General features: G+C 76.0%; 16 protein-coding genes. All 16 read left to right on the forward strand.

Annotated features, from left to right (window positions below; all coding sequences use genetic code 11):
- The first annotated feature begins 232 nt into the window (after positions 1 to 232).
- A complete protein-coding gene (locus LQU92_RS06210; protein ID WP_058859784.1) occupies positions 233 to 1348 on the forward strand; it encodes a mannose-1-phosphate guanylyltransferase in 1116 nt (371 codons plus the stop codon).
- A 50-nt stretch (positions 1349 to 1398) separates the two neighbouring features.
- Positions 1399 to 2646, forward strand: coding sequence for an amidohydrolase (locus tag LQU92_RS06215; RefSeq protein ID WP_101852831.1), 1248 nt, complete (start codon positions 1399 to 1401; stop codon positions 2644 to 2646).
- 110 nt (positions 2647 to 2756) lie between these two features.
- Positions 2757 to 3866 (forward strand): BMP family protein, encoded by a 1110-nt coding sequence (locus LQU92_RS06220; RefSeq protein WP_101852830.1) that lies wholly within the window; start codon positions 2757 to 2759, stop codon positions 3864 to 3866.
- Between the two features lie 103 nt (positions 3867 to 3969).
- The gene (locus tag LQU92_RS06225) at positions 3970 to 5523 is read left to right on the forward strand and encodes an ABC transporter ATP-binding protein (protein WP_112254685.1); all 1554 of its coding nucleotides are present in this window, start codon (positions 3970 to 3972) and stop codon (positions 5521 to 5523) included.
- Complete coding sequence (locus tag LQU92_RS06230) at positions 5520 to 6749, forward strand: ABC transporter permease (RefSeq protein WP_101852828.1); 1230 nt, start codon at positions 5520 to 5522, stop codon at positions 6747 to 6749. The genes LQU92_RS06225 and LQU92_RS06230 overlap by 4 nt, the downstream gene beginning before the upstream one ends.
- Positions 6746 to 8137 (forward strand): ABC transporter permease, encoded by a 1392-nt coding sequence (locus LQU92_RS06235; RefSeq protein ID WP_230779000.1) that lies wholly within the window; start codon positions 6746 to 6748, stop codon positions 8135 to 8137. Before LQU92_RS06230 ends, LQU92_RS06235 begins: the two co-directional genes overlap by 4 nt.
- A gap of 7 nt (positions 8138 to 8144) precedes the next feature.
- Entirely contained in the window at positions 8145 to 8600 is a 456-nt protein-coding gene (locus tag LQU92_RS06240; protein ID WP_308071588.1) for a cytidine deaminase, read from the forward strand.
- Positions 8601 to 8623: 23 nt separating this feature from the next.
- On the forward strand, positions 8624 to 9931 hold the full coding sequence (locus tag LQU92_RS06245; protein WP_230779003.1) for a thymidine phosphorylase: 1308 nt from the start codon (positions 8624 to 8626) through the stop codon (positions 9929 to 9931).
- A gap of 163 nt (positions 9932 to 10094) precedes the next feature.
- Positions 10095 to 11798, forward strand: coding sequence for a hypothetical protein (locus LQU92_RS06250; RefSeq protein WP_230779006.1), 1704 nt, complete (start codon positions 10095 to 10097; stop codon positions 11796 to 11798).
- A 7-nt stretch (positions 11799 to 11805) separates the two neighbouring features.
- Positions 11806 to 12933 (forward strand): adenosine deaminase, encoded by a 1128-nt coding sequence (locus LQU92_RS06255; RefSeq protein WP_230779009.1) that lies wholly within the window; start codon positions 11806 to 11808, stop codon positions 12931 to 12933.
- Positions 12930 to 13673: a MazG family protein gene (locus LQU92_RS06260; protein WP_230779012.1), complete on the forward strand. Its 744-nt coding sequence runs from the start codon at positions 12930 to 12932 to the stop codon at positions 13671 to 13673. The genes LQU92_RS06255 and LQU92_RS06260 overlap by 4 nt, the downstream gene beginning before the upstream one ends.
- Before the next feature lie 142 nt (positions 13674 to 13815).
- The gene (gene eno / locus LQU92_RS06265) at positions 13816 to 15099 is read left to right on the forward strand and encodes a phosphopyruvate hydratase (protein WP_230779015.1); all 1284 of its coding nucleotides are present in this window, start codon (positions 13816 to 13818) and stop codon (positions 15097 to 15099) included.
- A 221-nt stretch (positions 15100 to 15320) separates the two neighbouring features.
- Positions 15321 to 15965, forward strand: a complete 645-nt coding sequence (locus tag LQU92_RS06270; RefSeq protein WP_230779018.1) for a septum formation initiator family protein — start codon at positions 15321 to 15323, stop codon at positions 15963 to 15965.
- Positions 15966 to 15973: 8 nt separating this feature from the next.
- On the forward strand, positions 15974 to 16576 hold the full coding sequence (locus LQU92_RS06275; protein WP_058858255.1) for a DUF501 domain-containing protein: 603 nt from the start codon (positions 15974 to 15976) through the stop codon (positions 16574 to 16576).
- 116 nt (positions 16577 to 16692) lie between these two features.
- Entirely contained in the window at positions 16693 to 17658 is a 966-nt protein-coding gene (locus LQU92_RS06280; protein ID WP_230779021.1) for a Ppx/GppA phosphatase family protein, read from the forward strand.
- A 32-nt stretch (positions 17659 to 17690) separates the two neighbouring features.
- The gene (locus LQU92_RS06285) at positions 17691 to 19106 is read left to right on the forward strand and encodes a S8 family serine peptidase (RefSeq protein ID WP_230779024.1); all 1416 of its coding nucleotides are present in this window, start codon (positions 17691 to 17693) and stop codon (positions 19104 to 19106) included.
- Positions 19107 to 19133 lie beyond the last annotated feature (27 nt).

The raw sequence follows: 19133 nt of genomic DNA on the forward strand, positions 1-19133 counted from the left end.
TGAAAAACCTCCCTGAGTCGCTCGTCGTCGTGCGCCTGGTGGTACCGGGGAATTCGCACGGTGCACGGCGGGAGCGGAGCCCTTCCGGCTCTGTGTCGGATATTGCGCGAGTTCCGTTCCACGATACCAGTGCCCTGGCAGTTTGCTGACAGCCTGTCCCGCGCCGCGTGCAGGACGCCCGCCCCGTGCCCGCGGGGCGGGGACGGGCCCGCGCGCCGATACAGTGGGGGCCGTGACCACCCCGATCGAGCACTTCCACCCCTTCGTCCCCGCCGGCGGCGTCGGCTCCCGGCTGTGGCCGCTCTCGCGCGCGGACGCCCCCAAGTTCCTGCTGGACCTCACCGGGTCGGGCTCCTCCCTGCTGCGGGCCACCTACGACCGGCTCGCGCCGCTGAGCGGCGGGCGCGTCATGGTCGTGACCGGGCGCACGCACGCGCCGGCGGTCTCGGCCCAGCTGCCCGAGCTCGCGGCCGCGGACCTCGTGCTGGAGCCCTCGCCCAAGGACTCCGCGGCCGCGATCGGGCTCGCCTGCATGCTCCTGCTGCGCCGGGACCCCGAGGCGATCGTCGGGTCCTTCGCCGCCGACCACGTCATCCAGCCCGCCGCCGCCTTCCAGGAGGTCGTGCGCGAGGCCGTGGCCGCGGCCGCCTCCGGGCGGATCGTGACGATCGGCATCCCCCCGACCTCGCCCGCGACCGGCTTCGGCTACATCCGCGCCGGCGCGCCCCTGGGCCTGGAGGCCGCCCCGCACGCCCTGCAGGTCGAGGAGTTCGTGGAGAAGCCCGACGAGGAGACCGCCCGCGCCTACGTGGCCGGCGGCGACTACACCTGGAACGCCGGGATGTTCGTGGCCCCCGCCGCCCTGCTGCTGGCCCACCTCCGGCGCAGCGAGCCCGAGCTGCACGCCGGGCTCGCCGAGATCGCCGACGCGTGGGGCACCCTCGCCCAGGACGAGGTCGTGGACCGCGTCTGGCCGGGCCTGCCCAAGACCGCGATCGACTACGCCGTGGCCGAGCCGGCCGCGGCCGCCGGGGACGTGGCGATGGTCCCGGCGACCTTCACGTGGGACGACGTCGGGGACTTCGCGGCCATCCACCGGCTGAACCGGGTGGACCCGGCCGGGGACTCCGACGTCGCGGTGCTCGGGGAGAACACCCGGGTGCTCGCCGACGCGTCCTCCGGCGTCGTCGTCTCGGACACGGGCCGGCTGGTCGCGCTGATCGGGGTCGAGGACATCGTCGTCGTCGACACGCCCGACGCCCTGCTGGTGACCACGCGCGAGCACGCCCAGCGGGTCAAGGACGCCGTGAACTCGCTCAAGCGCAGCGGCGACACCGACGTCCTCTGAGGCGCCCCGGCCCGCCCGGGAGCGCCCGCCGCCGGGAGTATCCTGGGAAGATGCCTGACGCGTCCTCTTCCGCCCCCGCCACGGAGGCCGGCCTGCCCCCGGCCATCGGCCCGCTGCTCAAGCGGTACCTGCCGGAGCTCGTCGGCTTCCGGCGCGACCTGCACCGCCACCCGGAGCTGTCCTACCAGGAGTTCCGCACCACCGACCGGATCGTGGCGGCGCTGGAGGAGATGGGGCTGAGCCCGGTGCGGCTGGCGGACACGGGCTGCTACGTGGACATCGGCCACGGGCCGATCGCCGTGGGCCTGCGCGCGGACATCGACGCCCTGCCCATCCAGGAGGCGACCGGGCTCGAGTACTCCTCCGTCAACGACGGCGTGGCCCACTCCTGCGGCCACGACATCCACACCACCGTGATGGTCGGCGTCGCCCGCGTGCTCGCCGACCTGCACCGCACCGCCCACATCGCCGGGACGGTGCGCGTGGTCTTCCAGCCGGCGGAGGAGCAGCTGCCCGGCGGCGCCCTGGGCGTGCTCCGCCAGGGCGTGCTCGAGGGCGTGCCGCGGATGTTCGCCCTGCACTGCGAGCCGAAGGTGGACGTCGGGCGGGTCGGCACCCGCATCGGGGCCATCACCTCCGCCTCGGACACCGTGCGGATCGAGCTCTCCGGCCGCGGCGGGCACACCTCCCGCCCGCACCTGACCCAGGACCTCGTCTACGCGATGGCCCAGATCGCGGTGAACGTCCCCGCGGTGCTCTCCCGGCGCATCGACGTCCGCTCCGGGGTGGCGGTGGTCTGGGGGCAGATGCACGCCGGGGTGGCGCCCAACGCGATCCCCGCGACCGGGTTCATGTCCGGAACCCTGCGCTGCCTCGACGCCGACGCCTGGCACCGGGCCGGGGCGCTGCTGGACGAGGTCGTCCACCAGGTCGCGACCCCCTACGAGGTGGACGTCCAGCTCGAGCACGTGCGCGGGGTCCCGCCCGTGGTCAACGGCGAGACGGAGACGACGCTGCTGGAGAACGCCGCCCGCGCCGAGCTGGGCGAGGACGCCGTGGTGCTCGTGGACCAGTCCATGGGCGGGGAGGACTTCGCCTGGTTCCTGCAGGAGGTCCCCGGGGCCATGATGCGCCTGGGCACCCGCACCCGGGGCGGGCACACCTACGACCTGCACCAGTCGGACTACATCGCCGACGAGGCCGCGATCGGCTGCGGCGTGCAGGTGATGGCCTCCGCGGCGCTGCGGGGCATCCGCCTGCACGCCCGCGAGCAGGCCGAGGGGCCCGCCGCCCCCTGAGGGCGTGGCGTGGATCACCCTCGCTCCTACCCGTGGGTACACTGGCCCCGTGCCGCGCCCGCCGCGCGCACCGCCCCGCCGCCGCGCCGTGCCCGCCCCCTGGAGGAACCATGATCCCGTCGCCCCGGACGCCCCGAGCCGCCCGCTCCCTCTCCGCCGCCGCCGTGCTGGGCGCCTCGGCGCTCGTGCTCGCCGGCTGCGGCGCCCCGCCCGAGGAGGGCGGCCAGGCCCAGGAGCAGAGCACCGACTTCACCGGCTGCATCGTCTCCGACTCCGGCGGCTTCCAGGACCGCTCCTTCAACCAGAACTCCTACGAGGGCCTGAAGGCGGCCGAGGAGTCCATCGGCATCGAGATCCAGCAGGCGGAGTCCCAGGCCGAGACCGACTTCGAGCCCAACCTCACCTCGATGGTCCAGGCCGGGTGCGACCTCACCCTGTCCGTGGGGTTCCTCCTGGCCGACGCCACCCGGGAGGTCGCCGAGGCCAACCCCGAGGCGAAGTTCGCGATCGTCGACGACAGCTCGATCGAGGCCGAGAACGTCAAGCCGCTGGTCTACGACACCGCCGAGGCCGCGTTCCTCGCCGGCTACGTCGCCGCGGGCGCCACGCAGACCGGCACGGTCGCCACCTACGGCGGCATGGACATCCCCACCGTCACCGTCTTCATGGACGGCTTCGCCGACGGCATCGCCCACTACAACGAGACCAAGGGCACGGACGTGCAGCTGCTGGGCTGGGACAAGGACGCCCAGAACGGCACCTTCGTCAACAGCTTCACCGACACCTCGGCGGCGAAGACCACCACCCAGAACTTCGTCAACGAGGGCGCGGACATCGTCATGCCGGTGGCCGGCCAGGCCGCCCTCGGCACGATCGACGCGGTCGTCGAGGCCAACACCGGCGGCGGCGACGAGGTCCGCTTCGTGTGGGTCGACGCCGACGGCTACGAGACCCTCGAGAAGGGCAAGGAGTACCAGCTGACCTCCGTGCTCAAGCAGATGAGCACCTCCGTCCAGGACGTCGTCGAGTCGGCCGCCCGCGGGGAGTTCAGCAACGAGCCCTACATCGGCACCCTCGAGAACGACGGCGTGGGCATCGCCCCCTTCCACGACCAGGAGGAGGCCGTCGGCGAGGAGCTCGCCGCCGAGGTCGAGCAGCTCGAGCAGGACGTCGTCGACGGCACCGTCCCCGTCGAGTCCGAGAACTCGCCCGAGGCCTGAGGGCCGGGACGACCACCGCACCCGCCGCCGCCGGGCCCGGCCCGGACCCCGGCGGCGGCGGCGTGCCCGGGCCCGCGGGCCCAGGAGGAGGAAGCGCGCAACGATGCAGCTCGAACTGCAGTCCGTCACCAAGCGGTTCGGCTCCTTCACGGCCAACGAGGACATCGACCTCGTCGTGGAGCCCGGCCAGATCCACTGCCTGCTCGGCGAGAACGGGGCCGGCAAGTCCACCCTGATGAACGTGCTCTACGGGCTCTACCGGCCCACCGCCGGCCGGATCCTCGTCGACGGCGCCGAGGTGTCCTTCGCGGGCCCCGGCGACGCCATGGCCGCCGGGATCGGCATGGTCCACCAGCACTTCATGCTGGTGCCCGTGTTCACGGTCGCGGAGAACGTGGCCCTCGGCGCGGAGACCACCCGCGGCGGGGCCCTCGACCTCGGGACCACCCGGCGGCGGATCCGCGAGATCTCCGAGCGCTACGGCTTCCACGTCGACCCGGACGCCGTGGTCGAGGACCTGCCCGTGGGCGTCCAGCAGCGCGTGGAGATCATCAAGGCCCTCGTGCGCGAGGCCCAGGTGCTGATCCTCGACGAGCCCACGGCCGTGCTCACCCCCCGGGAGACCGACGAGCTGCTGGCCATCATGCGCCAGCTGCGCGCCTCGGGACGCTCCGTCCTGTTCATCTCGCACAAGCTGCGGGAGGTGCGCGAGGTCTCCGACGTCATCACCGTGATCCGCCGCGGCCGCGTGGTCGGGCAGACCTCCCCGGAGGCCTCCACCGCCGAGCTCGCCGCGCTCATGGTCGGGCGCGACGTGTCGCTGACCGTCGCCAAGGACGAGGCGGCGCCGGGGGAGCGGGCGCTGGAGATCTCGGGGCTGAGCGTGGTCGGGGACGACGGGGTGAAGCTGCTCGACGACGTCCACCTCGACGTCGCCCGCGGGGAGATCCTCGCGGTCGCCGGCGTGCAGGGCAACGGCCAGACCGAGCTCGCCGAGGCCGTCCTCGGCCTGCGCGAGCGCGCCACCGGCTCGGTCCGCCTCGACGGCACCGAGCTGCTCGGGCTGCCCGTGCGCCGGGTCCTCGCCGAGGGCGTCGGCTTCGTCCCGGAGGACCGCTCCACCGACGGCCTCGTGGGGTCCTTCACCGTGGCCGAGAACCTCGTGCTCGACCTCTACCGGGACGAGCGCTTCGCCCGCGGGCCCTCCCTGCGCCTGGGCGCGATCGAGGACAACGCCCGCCGGCGCGTCGAGCAGTTCGACGTGCGCACCCCCTCCGTCGACGCCCCCGTCGAGACCCTCTCCGGCGGCAACCAGCAGAAGGTCGTGATCGCCCGGGAGCTCTCCCGGCCGCTGCGGCTGCTGCTGGCCTCCCAGCCCACCCGCGGCGTGGACGTGGGCTCGATCGAGTTCATCCACGAGCAGATCGTCGCCGAGCGGGACCGGGGCGTGCCCGTGCTGATCGTCTCCACCGAGCTCGACGAGGTCTACGCGCTCGCCGACCGCATCGCCGTGTTCTTCCACGGCCGCGTCATGGGCGTCGTCGGCCCCGACACCCCCCGCGACGTCCTGGGCCAGATGATGGCCGGGGCCACCGCCGAGGAGGCCGGGGCCGTCCCGGCCCGCGCCCAGGCCCCGTCCCCGAAGGAGCAGCCATGAGCGCCACCACCGCGGCCGCCGACCAGCAGGCCGCGCCGCCGCCCACGGAGACCGCCCCCGGGGCGCGCGGGCGCACCCGCGCCGGCTCGGCCCTGCAGTCCGTGCTCGCCGTCGTCGCCGCCCTCGTGCTCGGCGGGCTGCTCATCGCCCTCACGGACGACGAGGTCGCCGCGTCCGCCGGCTACTTCTTCGCCCGGCCCGGGGACACCCTCGCCGCGATGTGGACCGCCGCGGCCTCCGCCTACGAGGCCATGTTCCGCGGGGCCGTCTACAACCCCGACGGCGCCGGCGCGGTCCAGCGGATCTACCCCCTCACCGAGACCCTCACCGTGGCCACCCCGCTGGTGCTGGCCGGCCTGGGCGTGGCCGTGGCCTTCCGGGCCGGGCTGTTCAACATCGGCGCCCAGGGCCAGCTGCTCGTCGGCGCGGCCCTCGCCGCGTGGGTCGGCTTCGCCTGGCAGCTGCCCCCGGGGGTGCACCTGCTCGCGGTGATCGCCGCCGGCGCCCTCGGCGGGGCCGTGTGGGGCGGGATCGTCGGGCTGCTCAAGGCCCGCACCGGCGCCCACGAGGTGATCCTCACGATCATGCTCAACTACATCGCGCTCAACCTCGTGGCCTGGCTGCTCACCCGCCCGGCGTTCCTGCGCCCGGGCTCCACCAACCCCGTCAGCCCCCAGCTCGCCGAGACCGCGATGCTCCCGCCGCTGCTGGGCGAGCAGTTCCGCCTGCACTGGGGCTTCGTGCTCGCCGTGCTGGCCACCGTGGTCGTGGCCTGGGTCCTGAAGCGCTCCACGATCGGCTTCGAGCTGCGGGCCGTCGGCGCCAACCCGCGGGCCGCGCGCACGGCCGGCATCTCGGTCACCCGCGGCTTCGTCGTCGTCATGATCCTCGCCGGCGCGCTCGCCGGGCTCGCCGGCGTCGCCCAGGTCGCCGGCACCGAGCGGGCGCTGACCGCCGGGGTGGCCGCCTCCTTCGGCTTCGACGCCATCACCGTGGCGCTGCTGGGCCGCTCGCGGCCGTGGGGGACGTTCTTCGCGGGGCTGCTCTACGGCGCGTTCCGCGCCGGCGGGGTCACCATGCAGTCCATGACCGGGACCAACATCGACATCGTCCTCGTCGTGCAGTCGCTGATCGTGCTGTTCATCGCCCTGCCGCCGCTGCTGCGCACCGGCCGCGCCCGGGCCCGGCGCGGCCGGGGCACCACCACCGAGGGGGTCCGGGCATGAGCCCGCAGGAGCAGCACCGCGACGACGCCCCCTGGGCCGCCCCCGCCGCCGGCGGGGCGCGCCCGGAGGGGACCCGTCCCGGCGCGACCGCGAGCACCACCGCGGTTCCCGGGGCCGGCCTGTCCACCGCCGCGGCCAACGAGGTCGTCGGGGCCCGCAACCGGCGCACCCCGCTGGTCCTGGGCCTGCTGAGCCTCGTGGCCCTCGTGCTCTTCGGGCTCAGCGCCCCGGACAACGCCGTGCGCTTCCGGGTCTCCGAGGACGGCGACCTCTTCCGGGTCCCCGACCTGGTCCTGCACGGGGTGGCGTGGGGCTGGACGACCGTGGCCGTGCTCGCCGGGCTCACCGTGCTCGCGGTGCTGCGCGTGCGCGCCGGGCGCGACCTGCCGCGGTGGGCCGCCGCCTGCTTCGGGCTGTTGTTCGTGACCGGCTTCCTCGTGTGGATCGTCGGCAGCGCCCGCAGCCCCGAGGTCTCCCTGTCCGGGCTGCTGGCGGGGTCCGTGGCCCTGGCCGTCCCGCTGGTCTTCGGCTCCCTCGGCGGGCTGCTGTGCGAGCGCTCCGGGGTGGTCAACATCGCGATCGAGGGCCAGCTGCTCTTCGGCGCCTTCGCCGCGGCCGTGGCCGGCTCCCTCGCCGGCAGCGCGTGGGTCGGGCTGCTCGCGGCGGTGCTCGGGGCGGCCCTCGTCTCGCTCGTGCTCGCGGTCTTCGCCATCACCTACCGCGTCAACCAGGTGATCGTGGGCGTCGTGCTCAACGTGCTGGTCTCCGGGCTGACCGGGTTCCTGTTCGCGACCGTGCTGGAGCCCGACGCGGCGGTCTTCAACGCCCCGCCGCGGCTGCCCCGCGTCGCCGTGCCGGTGCTCGCCGAGATCCCCGTGCTCGGCCCGATCCTCTTCGACCAGTCCGTGATCGGCTACCTCATGTGGGCCGCCGTGGCGGTCGTGTGGTTCGCGCTCTACCGCACCCGCTGGGGCCTGCGCACGCGCGCGGTGGGGGAGCACCCGAAGGCCGCCGACACCCTCGGGGTGCGGGTCAACGCCCTGCGCTTCCGCAACGTGCTGCTCGGCGGCGCCGTCGCCGGGCTCGGCGGGGCGTTCTACACGCTGGTCTCCGTCTCGGCCTTCACCCGGGACATGACCTCCGGGGCCGGCTACATCGCCCTGGCCGCGCTGATCTTCGGCCGGTGGAACCCCGTGGGGGCGCTGCTGGCCTCCCTGCTGTTCGGCTTCGCCTCGAACCTGCAGTCGATCCTGTCCTTCCTGGGCACCCCGGTGCCCAGCCAGTTCCTGGCCATGCTGCCCTACGTCGTGACGATCCTGGCGGTCGCCGGGCTCGTGGGCGCCTCCCGCGCCCCGGCGGCCTCCGGCCGGCCCTACACCAAGGAGTGAGCACCCCGTGAGCACGTCCCCCGAGGTCCCCGGCGGCACCGCCCCCGACGACGACGCCACCCCCGCCGCGCCGCCCGCCGGCGAGGTCGACTGGGCCGGCCTGCTGGCGGCCGCCACCGCGGCCCTCGAGCACGCCTACGTCCCCTACTCGCGGTTCCCGGTCGGGGCCGCGGCCCTGACCGAGGACGGCCGGACGGTGGCCGGGTGCAACGTGGAGAACGCCTCCTACGGGCTGACCCTGTGCGCCGAGTGCTCCCTCGTCTCCGCGCTGCACATGGGCGGCGGGGGCCGGCTGACGGCCTTCGTGTGCGTCGACGGCCGGGGCGAGGTGCTCATGCCGTGCGGGCGCTGCCGGCAGCTGCTGCACGAGCACCGCGCCCCCGGCATGGTGCTGCTGACCGTCTCCGGCGTGCGCACCATGGCCGAGGTGCTGCCCGACGCCTTCGGCCCCGAGAACCTCTGACCCCTCCCGGAAGGACCCGTACCGTGACCGAGCCGTTCGACGCCGTCGACGTCATCCGCACCAAGCGCGACGGCGGGAGCCTCTCGCCCGCCCAGATCGACTGGGTCGTGGACGCCTACACCCGCGGCGCCGTGGCCGAGGAGCAGATGAGCGCCCTGGCCATGGCGGTGTTCCTGCGCGGGATGGACCGCGCCGAGATCTCCCGGTGGACGCACGCGATGATCGCCTCCGGGCAACGGCTGGACTTCTCCCCGCTCGTGGCCTCGGGGGCCCGCCGGGCGACCGCCGACAAGCACTCCACCGGCGGGGTGGGGGACAAGATCACCCTGCCCCTGGCCCCGCTGGTCGCGGTCTTCGGGGTGGCCGTCCCGCAGCTGTCCGGCCGGGGCCTCGGCCACACCGGCGGCACGCTCGACAAGCTCGAGGCGGTGCCCGGGTGGCGGGCGGCGCTGTCCAACGACGAGATGCTCGCGCAGCTGCGCGAGGTCGGCGCCGTGATCTGCGCGGCCGGCTCCGGGCTGGCCCCGGCCGACAAGAAGCTCTACGCCCTGCGCGACGTCACCGGCACGGTCGAGTCGATCCCGCTGATCGCCTCCTCGATCATGTCCAAGAAGATCGCCGAGGGCACCCAGGCCCTGGTGCTCGACGTCAAGGTCGGCTCCGGGGCCTTCATGAAGGACCTCGGCTCCGCCCGCGAGCTCGCCCGCACCATGGTGGACCTCGGCACCGACGCCGGGGTGCGCACCACCGCGCTGCTCACCGACATGTCCACACCGCTGGGCCTGACCGTCGGCAACGCCGTGGAGGTCGAGGAGTCCGTCGAGGTCCTGGCCGGCGGCGGCCCGGCCGACGTCGTCGAGCTCACCGTGGCGCTGGCCGAGGAGATGCTCGCCGCCTCCGGGGTCCCCGGCGCGGACCCCGCCGCGGCGCTGCGCGACGGCCGGGCCATGGACGTGTGGCGGGCGATGCTGCGCGCCCAGGGCGGGGACCCCGACGCCCCGCTGCCGCGGGCCCGCGAGACCGAGACGGTCACCGCCGCCGAGGACGGGGTGCTCACCGGCCTCGACGCCTACCGGGTCGGGGTCGCGGCCTGGCGCCTGGGCGCGGGGCGGGCCCGCAGGGAGGACGCCGTGCAGGCCGGGGCCGGCGTGGTCCTGCACGCCAAGCCGGGGGACGCCGTGCGCGCCGGGCAGCCGCTGCTGAGCCTGCGCACCGACACCCCCGAGCGCTTCGCCCGGGCCCGCGAGGCCCTCGAGGGCGCCGTCGTGATCGAGCCCGCCGCCCCCGCCGGGCCCGCCCGGGCGTCGGTGGTGCTCGAGACGGTGCGCTGAGCCGGGCACCGGGAGCGCGCCCCGGGGGCGCGCCTATACTGCGGGAGAGCCGCGCGGGCACCGCACCGCGCGCACGAGACGCGAGAACGAGACACGACACCAGCACCGTCACGAGCGGCGAGCGAGAACCGAGGGCGCGCACGCGCCCGGAAGGGTGGGTCCAGTGGGTCTGCGAGGCATTTTCCGGAAGAGCACGGGCGAGGACGCGCCGCGGGGCCCCGAGCAGCCGCACCCCGGGACCCCGCCCGGCGCCCCGGCCGGCGACGAGCACCCGCCCGCCGACCGGGAGGGCCCGCGGCCCCTGCCCGCCGGGGGCCCCCTCGCCGCGCTCGTCGAGCGGCTCACCGCCCGCGGCGCCGAGCACGCCGTGCTGACCCTGGACCAGCGCGGCAGCACCATGACCCAGCAGACCGAGCAGTCCTCCGAGGGCTCCGCCCCCGCCGTGGAGTCGGGCACGGTCGACCACGACTCCCCGCTCTTCGACCCCGTCGCCGACCTCTACAGCGAGGCGATGTCCGGTCCGCGCGGGCCCTGGCAGCGGGCCCGGATCGAGGTCGGCCCCGAGCACGAGGGCGTGCGGCCCGTGACGGTCGCCTACGGCTGGCCCGACGGCGGCGAGAGCGTCGAGACCTGGGAGTCCGGCCGGCGCACCGCGGCCGTGCGGCCCGACGGGGAGCCCGCCGGCGACGCGGACGCCGAGCGCCCGGCGGCCGGACCGTCCGGCGACCGCCCCGACGCCCCCGGGGCGGCCGCGGGCCCCGGCGCCGAGGAGCAGCGGGCGCAGCCGGGCGCCGACGACGGCGCCGCGGACGAGACCGCCGGGAGCGCGCCGCGGCCGGGCGCCCCCGTGCTCGACGAGGTCGAGCAGCCCGGCGCGGCGCCCACCGGCGCGGAGGGCTCCTCCGCCGCGGGCTCGACGGCCGCCGGGCTCGGCGCCGCAGCGCTCGCCGGCCGCTCCGAGGAGCCCGGCGGCGTCGCCGGCGAGCAGGCCGGCGGCGCACCGGGCCCGGACCAGCAGGCCGCGGACGAGCGGGCCGGGGACGAGCGGCTCCCGGACGAGCGGGCCGGGGACCAGCGGCTCCCGGACGAGCGGGCCGGGGACGAGCGGCTCCCGGACGAGCGGGCCGGGGACGAGCGGCTCCCGGACGAGCGGGCCGGGGACGAGCGGGCCGGCGGCCCCGCCCCGGTGGACGCCCACGGCGTGCCCGACCACGTCGACCACGAGGAGTGGCACGAGGACGACGAGCCGGCCGCCCCCACGGGCCACCGCGCGGCCGCGGCCGCCGACACCGCCGGCGAGGAGAGCGGGGCCTCGGCCCCCGGCACGGCCTCCCGCACCGACGTGCCCCCGTCCTACCGCGCCCACGAGGCCGCCGACGAGCGCCCGTCCCAGGACCGCCTGGCCCAGGGGAACCTGGTGCTCGCGGAGGCCGACGTGCTCCGCCGCCTCGCCGACGCCCAGCGCCGGCTCTTCGGCGAGGACGGCACCGCGATGGACGTCTCCACGGTGCTCGTGCGGGTCCGGGCCCTGGGCACGTACTACGACGCGCTGACCCACGTGCGCAAGAACGGCTTCTGGGACCAGCGGCGCACCTTCGACCTCGTCCCGGAGGAGCTGCTGCACGTGCAGGAGCTCAAGGACGAGTCCTACGTGGAGGGCGCGGGCTCCCCGCTCGCCATGATGTTCCGCTTCCGGCCCGGCATCCCCCCGGAGGTCTCCTTCGACTACGGGGACGAGGAGGCCTTCGTGCGCTACGAGCAGCGCCTGCCCGCCCAGAACTACCTCGAGGAGCTGCGGATGTACCCGCGCACCGGCGCGAACATCCCGCAGCACATGAACGAGGCCCTGCAGGACTGGACCTACTGAGCCGGCCATGACGACCTCCGCCGCCGAGCTGCGGCCCGACCGGGTGCCCGACGGCATCCTGCGGGACCTGCCCAAGATCTGCCTGCACGACCACCTCGACGGCGCGCTGCGCCCGGCCACCGTGGTGGAGCTCGCCGACGCCGCGGGCCACCGCCTGCCCGTGACCGACCCGGCCGGCCTGGGCCGCTGGATGCGCCGCAGCGCCGGGTCGGGCTCGCTCGTGCGCTACCTGGAGACCTTCGAGCACACGGTGGCCGTGCTGCAGACCCCCGAGGCGCTCGTGCGCTGCGCGCGGGAGTACGTGGAGGACCTCGTGGCCGACGGCGTCGTCCACGCCGAGGTCCGCTGGGCGCCCGAGCAGCACACCCTGGGCGGGCTGTCGATGGCCGAGGCCGTCGAGGCCGTGCGCCTCGGCCTGTCCGAGGGCGTGCTCGCGGCCGAGGACGCCGGGCACCTCGTGTCCGTCACCCAGATCCTGTGCGCGATGCGCCACGGCGACCGCTCCCTGGAGGTCGCCCGCCTCGTGGTGGCCGACCGCGACCGCGGGGTCGTGGCCTTCGACCTCGCCGGGCCCGAGGACGGCTTCCCGCCGGCGCGCCACCGCGAGGCGCTCGAGCTGCTGGCCGACGAGCTCGTGCCCGTCACCCTGCACGCCGGGGAGGCCGCCGGGATCACCTCGATCCGCGACGCGCTGGCCACCGGGCGGGCGCTGCGCCTGGGCCACGGCGTGCGCATCGCCGAGGACATCGACATCGACCAGGAGGACGGGGTGGCCGTGGTCGACCTGGGCCGCACCGCGGGCTGGGTCCGCGACCGCGGCATCGCCCTCGAGATCTGCCCCACCTCCAACCTCCAGACCGGGGCCGTGGCCGCGTGGGGCACCTCGCCCGACCGGCACCCGGTGGACATGCTCTACCGCACCGGCTTCAACGTCACCGTCTCCCCGGACAACCGCCTGATGAGCGGCACCACCGTCACCGGGGAGCTGTCCCTGCTCGTGGAGCACTTCGGCTACGGCCTCGAGGACCTCGAGCGCCTCCAGCGCAACGCCGCCTCCGCCGCGTTCCTGCCCCTCGAGGACCGGGACGTGCTCGACGAGCTGATCACCGAGGGCTTCGAGGGGCTGGGCGCATGAGCCAGGGACACGGCACGGACGGGCCCGGCGGCACCGGGGCGGAGGCCCTGGGCGTGCCCGGGCACACCGGTCAGCGCTTCGCCGAGCTCGTGGCCGTCATGGACCGGCTGCGCTCCCCGGGCGGGTGCGCGTGGGACGGGCAGCAGACCCACGAGTCCCTCGTGCGCTACCTCGTGGAGGAGGCCTACGAGGTGGTCGAGGCGATCGAGGCGGAGGGCGGGCCCGCCGCCCACGCCGAGCTGCTCGTCGAGGAGCTCGGGGACGTCCTGCTGCAGGTCGTCTTCCACGCCCGGGTCGCCCAGGAGCGGCCCCGGGCCGAGGGCGGCTTCGACGTCGCCGACGTCCTCGAGGCGCTCACCGCCAAGCTCGTGCGCCGCCACCCCCACGTGTTCGGCCCCGGCGCCGCCGGGGACGCGGCCGGGGAGCACACCCCCGACCAGCTCCACGCCCGCTGGGAGGAGCTGAAGACCGCGGAGAAGCCCGAGCGCACCGGACCCTTCGACGGCATCCCGCCCCACCTGCCCGGCCTCGCGCTCGCCGAGAAGGCCCTCGCCCGGGCCCGCAAGCACGGCCTGGAACCCCCGGCCCCGCCCGAGGACCCCGCGGCCCCGGGGACCGAGGAGGAGCTCGGCCGGACCCTGCTCGCCCTGGTCCGCGACGCCTCCGCCCGCGGCCTGGACGCCGAGCGGGCCCTGCGCGCCGCCGTGCGCGAGTACGTCCGCGCGCACGAGCAGGGCTGAACCGCCCCGCACCGTCACGCGGCGCCGCCCGGTCGCGGCCCCCGCCCCCGGACTCGGTAGGCTGGGACCCGCGCGGCCCGGACCACGTCCGCCCGGCCCCGCGGTCCGGTGACCACCCACCCCTCGACGTCAGGAGCTATCCATGGCCATGATCACCGCAGTGCACGCCCGCCAGATCCTCGACTCCCGCGGCAACCCGACCGTGGAGGTCGAGGTCCTGCTGGAGGACGGCAGCTACGGGCGGGCCGCCGTGCCCTCGGGCGCCTCGACCGGCGAGTTCGAGGCCGTCGAGCGGCGCGACGGCGACAAGAAGGTCTACCTGGGCAAGGGCGTGCTGGACGCCGTCAAGGCCGTCGACGAGCAGATCGGCGAGGCGATCGTGGGCCTCGACGCCACGGACCAGCGGCTGGTCGACCAGGTCATGCTCGACCTCGACGGCACGGAGAACAAGGCCGGCCTCGGCGCCAACGCGATCCTCGGCGTCTCCCTCGCCGTGGCCCGCGCCGCCGCCAACGCCTCCGACCTGGAGCTCTACAAGTACCTGGGCGGCCCGAACGCCCACGTGCTGCCCGTGCCCATGATGAACATCCTCAACGGCGGCTCCCACGCGGACTCCAACGTGGACATCCAGGAGTTCATGATCGCCCCGATCGGGGCCCCCACCTTCTCCGAGGCGCTGCGCACCGGCGTGGAGGTCTACCACTCCCTCAAGGCCGTGCTCAAGGAGCGCGGGCTCTCCACGGGGCTGGGCGACGAGGGCGGCTTCGCCCCGGACCTCGAGTCCAACCGGGCGGCCCTGGACCTGATCTCCGAGGCGATCGAGAAGGCCGGCTACACCGTGGGCACCGACGTCGCCCTCGCCCTCGACGTCGCCTCCTCCGAGTTCCACGAGGACGGCACCTACGCCTTCGAGGGCGAGCAGCGCACCGCCGAGCAGATGGTGGCCTACTACGAGGAGCTCGTGCGCGACTACCCGCTCGTGTCGATCGAGGACCCGCTGGACGAGAACGACTGGGAGGGCTGGAAGGCCCTCACCGCGTCCGTGGGCACGACGGTTCAGCTCGTGGGCGACGACCTGTTCGTCACCAACCCCGAGCGCCTCGCCCGCGGGATCGAGGAGGGCGCGGGCAACGCGCTGCTCGTGAAGGTCAACCAGATCGGCTCCCTCACGGAGACCTTCGACGCGATCTCCCTGGCCCAGCGGCACATGTTCCACTGCATGATCTCCCACCGCTCCGGCGAGACCGAGGACACCACGATCGCCGACATCGCGGTGGCCACCAACGCCGGGCAGATCAAGACCGGCGCCCCGGCCCGCTCCGAGCGCGTGGCGAAGTACAACCAGCTGCTGCGCATCGAGGAGGAGCTCGGCGACTCCGCGCGCTATGCCGGGGCCTCCGCGTTCCCGCGCTACCGCAGCCGCTGACCGGCCCGCCCGGCGTGCCGCCCGGTGCGCCGGGCCCGCGCGGCGCCTGCCCTCCGCCCCGGGGGCCGGCGCCGCGCGGGCGCTAGACTGGAGCCCGTCCCCGCCCGCCCCACCGTGAGGTCCGCATGCCCGCACCACGTTCCCGATCGGCCCGCCCCGCCGGCGGCCGGGAGCCCGCGCGGGGCGGCCGGGGCCCCCGGCCGCAGACCGGGTCCAGCGCGGTGGGCGAGCCGGAGCCCGCCCGCAGCTTCAGCGGCCGCTTCCTGGTCCTGACCCTCGTGGCCGTGCTCATCGTCTTCCTCGCCGCCCCGACCACCAAGATCTGGCTGGAGCAGCGCGCCGAGATCGCGGCCCTGGAGGAGTCCATCGCCGAGATGCGCGCGCGCGAGGACTCGCTCGAGCAGCAGGTCGACCAGTGGTCGGACGAGACCTACGTCCGGCAGCAGGCCCGCGACCGGCTGCTCTACGTGATGCCGGGGGAGCGGTCCTACCTCGTGGTGGGCGCCGAGCAGATGGAGGGCGCCGTGGTGGACTCCTCGGCCGCCCAGGTCGAGGCGGAGCGGCCCGCGTGGGTCGACGCCCTGTGGCAGTCCGTCGTCGCCGCCGCGCACGTGGACGAGGCCGGGGGCGCACCCGAGGACGGCGCGACCGGGGACGGCTCCTCCGGGCAGGACGGGACCGCGGGCGACGACGACGGCACCACGACCGGCCCCGACCCCGCGCAGGAGGCGGAGCCCGCCCCGGCGGACCCGGCCGGGGACGCCGAGCCGGCCGAGGAGCCCGCCCCGGCGGCGGAGGACGACCCGGCGGGCATCCCGGACCCGGCGAGCCCGCCGGACCCGGCCGAGAACGACGGCACACAGTGAGGAACGGCGTGAACGACCAGCACGGACCCGACAGCCCCGCGGACCCGCGGCCCGCCCCGCGCGGGCTGGGGGTGACGGCGGAGACGCTCGAGCCCACCCCCCTGGACCTGCAGGTGCTCTCGCGCCAGCTCGGGCGGCCGGTGCGCGACGTCGTCGAGATCCCCGCCCGCTGCACGTGCGGCAACCCCCTCGTGGCGGCCACCGCGCCCCGGCTCTCCTCCGGGACCCCGTTCCCCACGGTCTTCTACCTCGCCCACCCCGTGCTCACCGCCGCGGTCTCCCGGCTCGAGGCCGGCGGGCTGATGTACGAGATGACGGACCGGATCGCCGCCGACGACCGGCTCGCCGCCGCCCACCGCGCCGCCCACGAGGACTACCTCGCCGAGCGCGCCCGGATCGGCGCGAAGGCCGGCACCGGGCCCGTGCCCGAGATCGAGGGCATCTCCGCCGGCGGGATGCCCGTGCGGGTCAAGTGCCTGCACGTGCTGGCCGGCCACGCCCTCGCCGCGGGCCCCGGCGTCAACGTCCTCGGCGACGAGACGCTCGAGGCCGTCGCGCCCTGGTGGACCCCCGGCACCTGCGCCTGCGACCCCGCCTGGCGCGAGGACTGAGCGGGGCCCTCCCCGCCGGCGGCGGGCCCGCCCGCCCGCACCCGACCCCGCCGGGCACCGCCCGGCACCCCGACCCGCCGTGCCCCGCGCCGGCCCGTCCCCGCCAGGAGCACCCCATGCGCACAGGCGCCATCGACTGCGGCACCAACTCCATCCGCCTGCTGATCGCCGACACCCGGGAGGAGGACGGGCGCACCGTGCTCGACGACGTCGTGCGCGAGATGCGCGTGGTCCGCCTCGGCCAGGGCGTGGACGCCACCGGGTGGCTCGCCGAGGCCGCCCTCGAGCGCACCTTCGCCGCGGCCGAGCACTACGCCCGCCTGCTGGCCGAGCACGGGGTGGAGCACCTGCGCTTCGTCGCGACCTCCGCGACCCGCGACGCCGGCAACCGGGACGTGTTCCTCGAGGGCATCCGCTCCCGGCTCGGCGTGGTCCCCGAGGTCGTCACCGGCGACGAGGAGGCCCGCCTGTCCTTCCTCGGCGCGGCCGCGGCCCTGCCCGGGCTCGCCCCCGAGGACCGGGTGCTCGTGGTCGACCTCGGCGGCGGCTCGACCGAGTTCGTCCTGGGCGACGCCGGGGGCGTGCGCGCCGGGCGCAGCGTCGACGTCGGCTGCGTGCGCATGACCGAGCGCCACCTCGGCTCGAACCCGCCCACCCCCGCCCAGCAGGAGGCCGTGCTGCGCGACGTCGACGCCGCCCTGCGCACCGTCGCGGCGAGCGTGCCGCTGGCCGCGACCACCCACCTGGTCGGCGTCGCCGGGTCCGTCACGACCGTCACCGCCCACGCCCTGGGGCTGCCCGCCTACGACCCGGCGGCCATCGACGGCGCCGAGCTGCCCCTCGAGCGGATCGAGGCCGCCGCCCGCGAGCTCACCGCCATGACCCGGGAGGAGCGGGCCCGCCTGCCCTACATGCACGAGGGCCGGGTCGACGTCATCGGCGGCGGCGCCCTGGTGTGGCGGCGCATCGTGGCCGCGGTGGCGGAGGCCACCGGCGGGCGCGTGCGCTCGGCCATCGCCAGCGAGCACGATATTTTGGACGGCATCGCCCTGTCCCAGGTCGTCCCCTCCCCGGCGGAGTGACCCGCCGCCCGGCCCCGACCCGGAAGGTCCCCATGCCCCCGACCGCAGCCCGTCCCCGCCGCGCCCGCGGCGCCGCCCTCGGCGCGGCCGCGGCGCTGCTCGCCGGGCTCGCCGTGCCCGCGGGCGGACCCGCGCAGGCCGTGCCCCCGGCCCCCGCGCCCAGCATCCCGGTCGAGGACCCCGTCACGGGGCCGCCCGAGGCCCCCGACACCTCCCGCATCGCCGAGGACGACATCCGCGCCCGCCAGTACTGGCTCGACGAGTACGGGGTGCGCGAGGCGTGGAAGGAGTCCACGGGGGAGGGCGTGCGCATCGCCGTCATCGACACCGGCGTGGACCGCTCGCACCAGGACCTCGAGGGCGCCGTCGTCGGCGGCACGGACGTCTCCGGCGCCGGTGCCGCGGACGGGGGACGCGGCCTCGGCGCGGAGCCCGAGCACGGCACCCTCGTGGCCTCCGTGGCCGCCGGGCGCGGGCACCTGCCCGAGGGCGGGCGCGACGACCCCGCCCCCGGACGCCCCGCCGGGATCGTCGGCGTCGCCCCCGGCGCCGAGGTCCTGGCCGTGTCCACGTGGCTCGGGGAGGAGACCCCCGAGGTCCGCAGCGTCGACGAGCAGCTGCCCGACGCCGTGCGCTGGGCGGTCGACAACGGCGCCGACATCATCAACATGTCCGTGGGCTCCAGCACGACCTCCTGGCCGGAGAGCTGGGACGAGGCCTTCCTCTACGCCGAGGAGAAGGACGTGCTGATCGTCGCCTCGGCGGGCAACCGGGGCTCCGGGCTCGTGCAGGTCGGCGCGCCCGCGACCATCCCCGGGGTGCTGACCGTCGGCGGCGTGGGCCGCGACGGCGAGGCCAGCTGGGAGTCCTCCTCGCAGGGGATCTCCATCGCCGTGGCCGCCCCCTCGGAGGACATGGTCGGCGCCCTGCCCGGCGACCGCTACGCGGCCTGGGCGGGCACCTCCGCGGCCACCCCGGTCGTCGCGGGCGCCGCCGCCCTCGTCCAGGCGAAGTGGCCCGAGCTCAGCGCCGAGGAGGTCGCCCACCGCCTGACGGCCACGGCCCGGGACGCGGGGGCCCCCGGCAAGGACCCCCTCTACGGCTACGGCGTGCTCGACGTCGCGGCCGCCCTCACCGAGGACGTCCCCGAGGCCGGCGGGAGCCCCCTGGGCAGCATGCGCGAGTGGGTGCGCGTGCACCGGCGCACCGCGGCGGCGACCCCCGCGCCCACGGCCTCCGCCCCGGCCGGCACCAAGCAGGTCGAGGCCGCGGTGGCCCCGCCCGAGCCGGTCGCGCCGCTCGACGAGACGGGGATGCTGCCCGTCGTCGTGCTCGCGGGCTTCGGGCTGCTCGTGCTCGGCCTGACCGCCGCTGCCGTGGTGCACATCCGGCACATCGTGCGCGCCACGTCCGGCGCGGGCGGCGGCCGGGAACACGACGCCCCCTGACGGTGGTCGAGCGGGGGAAGGGCCCTT

The organism is Kocuria sp. LUK, assembly GCF_021012935.1.
In the GTDB taxonomy this organism is placed as follows: Bacteria; Actinomycetota; Actinomycetes; order Actinomycetales; family Micrococcaceae; genus Kocuria; species Kocuria flava.

Bases quoted from the DNA above. Each gene is read 5' to 3' on its own strand.
- LQU92_RS06215 (WP_101852831.1), top strand. From the start codon at position 1,399: ATGCCTGACGCGTCCTCTTCCGCCCCCGCCACGGAGGCCGGCCTGCCC.
- LQU92_RS06220 (WP_101852830.1), top strand. From the start codon at position 2,757: ATGATCCCGTCGCCCCGGACGCCCCGAGCCGCCCGCTCCCTCTCCGCC.
- LQU92_RS06225 (WP_112254685.1), top strand. From the start codon at position 3,970: ATGCAGCTCGAACTGCAGTCCGTCACCAAGCGGTTCGGCTCCTTCACG.
- LQU92_RS06230 (WP_101852828.1), top strand. From the start codon at position 5,520: ATGAGCGCCACCACCGCGGCCGCCGACCAGCAGGCCGCGCCGCCGCCC.
- LQU92_RS06235 (WP_230779000.1), top strand. From the start codon at position 6,746: ATGAGCCCGCAGGAGCAGCACCGCGACGACGCCCCCTGGGCCGCCCCC.
- LQU92_RS06255 (WP_230779009.1), top strand. From the start codon at position 11,806: ATGACGACCTCCGCCGCCGAGCTGCGGCCCGACCGGGTGCCCGACGGC.
- LQU92_RS06260 (WP_230779012.1), top strand. From the start codon at position 12,930: ATGAGCCAGGGACACGGCACGGACGGGCCCGGCGGCACCGGGGCGGAG.
- eno (WP_230779015.1), top strand. From the start codon at position 13,816: ATGGCCATGATCACCGCAGTGCACGCCCGCCAGATCCTCGACTCCCGC.
- LQU92_RS06280 (WP_230779021.1), top strand. From the start codon at position 16,693: ATGCGCACAGGCGCCATCGACTGCGGCACCAACTCCATCCGCCTGCTG.
- LQU92_RS06285 (WP_230779024.1), top strand. From the start codon at position 17,691: ATGCCCCCGACCGCAGCCCGTCCCCGCCGCGCCCGCGGCGCCGCCCTC.